The following is a 1,824-nucleotide window of genomic DNA, read 5'->3' on the forward strand; positions in this document are numbered from 1 at the left end:
GTTTTGTGTTGCTGCGCGTTCCGACGTCAATGCAAACTGGCGATGGAGACCTGTTGGCCAAAGCGTCCCGCGCCTTCCCGTTCTAGGACGTTGTCAACCCTGATCAGTTCCGGTGTGCCGCGCTGAGTGGCGATCGCCTCCACCGCCTGCACCACATGCTCGCCACGGATGCCGCCATCCACGACGATCGCCAGCGCCTTGCGGGTGAAGTTGTCGACCAGCGTCAGAGCCCGGATCCGGTGGCCGTCGAACAGTGCGTCCGAGACGAAGTCCATCGACCATTGCTGGTTCAGCCTCACCGCCGCGTCGCGCTCCAGCCGCCCCGCGGCCGTGACGTGCCGCCTCGGCCGTTTGCACCGTAGACTCAGCCCTTCCAAGCGATACAGCCGGTAAACCCGCTTGCGGTTCACTCGCGAACCCTCGCGCTGGAGTAGGACATGATTGCGCGTGGAGCCGTAAAGCACCCGCACCGCCGCGATCTCACAGATCCGCACCCGTAAGTGCGCCTGGCTGTCCCGGCGAGCGCGGTAGCGCGGTAGCGCGGTAGCGCTGGGAGGAGCGGTGGAACCGCAGAGCGGCACAACCCTGCCGCTCGCTCACCCCGAACGCGTCCTGCACGTGGCGGTCGAGCTCAGGCCGGCGACCAAGCGGTAGAGTTTTCTTGCCAAGACCTCCTGCAGCATCGCCTTGTCCAGGCTGAGGTCGGCCACGAGCTTCTTCAGCTCCGTGTTCCCTTCCTGCACCTGCCTCAGGTGCCGCAGCTCCGAGGGGCCCAGCCCACCGTACTTCCGCTTCCACCGAAAGAACGTCGCCTCCGACACCGCCATCTTGCGGCAGACCTCCACCACCGGCGTGCCCAGCTCCGCCTGCTTCAGGGCGAAGGAAATCTGTTCCTAAATGTAGTGGCTCTTCCTCACCGAACCGCCCTCCCTCAGCTCAACAAACCTGCCGGAAAACTCTCAGAAAGCGCGGACCAGTTTCCAGGTTTAAGGTCAATCGTTGATTCCCACGACGGCTTGCTTGCCGTCACCTTCCGGCAGGACACGACCCTACTTGCCATCCTCGACCATGCGATGAAAACGCTCGTGGGCAAGCACAGCATGGCCGCGTGAGCGCCAGCGAGGGTGGCCGGGCGGCTCACCAAAGGCGAGGGGACCCGAGCGACGTTGGAACTCAGCGACCGTACAACTTCGCCGAGGTGTTGTCGCCGCGAGCAGGAGGGGAGGGCAAATCCGCCTCCGCTGCGGCGCGCAGAGCTCTCGCGGTGCGCAGCAATGCCACCTTGTCGCGCGGAAACAGGTCGTCCGCGGCACGGGCGACCTGCGCGGCGATGCTCCGTTGAGGATCGTTGTCCCTTTGCGACATCTGACCGGCTCCGTCTGGGAACACCGCTATACCCGGGGCAACTGTCATTTCTTTTGTGAATCATGACTACAAAAGAGCCGCATCCTTCAGCCAGGCCATCTCGCCGCATGATGAGCCTATTTCCCTCCATGAGAGAGGGGGACCTCGTGCTCTTGAGGGCCGCGCGCCATGCGACGACTGCTGGAACAACTGAAGATCGGGACGAAGATTGCCGTTGCGGCGACTTCGATCGGGCTCCTCGCCTACTCCCTGGTCGGACTCTCCGATGTGTCAGCGCTCAGCACTCGAATGGCAGGCACCAGCATGCCCCGGCTCGTCGCCGCACTTGAGATCGGCCGTGCTGTTAGCGTAGCCGCCGTGCAGGAGAAAATGCTCCTCATCGAGGCCACGGCTGCCGGTCGGCAGCAGCGCATGTGACCAGCCCCCATGAGGTGCCCCAGGCGGATTTTTAATGGAGCA

2 protein-coding genes and 1 pseudogene are annotated in these 1,824 nt (G+C 63.9%); 1 reads left to right on the plus strand and 2 read right to left on the minus strand.

Annotation, left to right across the window (positions count from 1 at the left end; genetic code table 11):
- Window positions 1–89: 89 nt before the first annotated feature.
- Together BO39_RS34870 and BO39_RS33520 are read right to left on the minus strand one after the other, a co-directional pair.
- Window positions 90–887, minus strand: a pseudogene (locus BO39_RS34870) (transposase); the annotation flags it as partial.
- Window positions 888–1,173: 286 nt separating this feature from the next.
- Window positions 1,174–1,365 (minus strand): hypothetical protein, encoded by a 192-nt coding sequence (locus BO39_RS33520; protein WP_156964191.1) that lies wholly within the window; start codon window positions 1,363–1,365, stop codon window positions 1,174–1,176.
- 168 nt (window positions 1,366–1,533) lie between these two features.
- Here BO39_RS33520 and BO39_RS29350 point away from each other — a divergent pair, with 168 nt between their 5' ends.
- The gene (locus tag BO39_RS29350; protein ID WP_043840422.1) at window positions 1,534–1,782 is read left to right on the plus strand and encodes a hypothetical protein; all 249 of its coding nucleotides are present in this window, start codon (window positions 1,534–1,536) and stop codon (window positions 1,780–1,782) included.
- Window positions 1,783–1,824: the final 42 nt, after the last annotated feature.

The sequence above is a fragment of the Roseomonas aerilata DSM 19363 genome (genome assembly GCF_000711725.1).
Taxonomy (GTDB): Bacteria; Pseudomonadota; Alphaproteobacteria; order Acetobacterales; family Acetobacteraceae; genus Roseomonas; species Roseomonas aerilata.

Coding starts and splice junctions, on each gene's coding strand:
- BO39_RS33520 (WP_156964191.1), bottom strand. CDS start 1,365: ATGTCGCAAAGGGACAACGATCCTCAACGGAGCATCGCCGCGCAGGTC.
- BO39_RS29350 (WP_043840422.1), top strand. CDS start 1,534: ATGCGACGACTGCTGGAACAACTGAAGATCGGGACGAAGATTGCCGTT.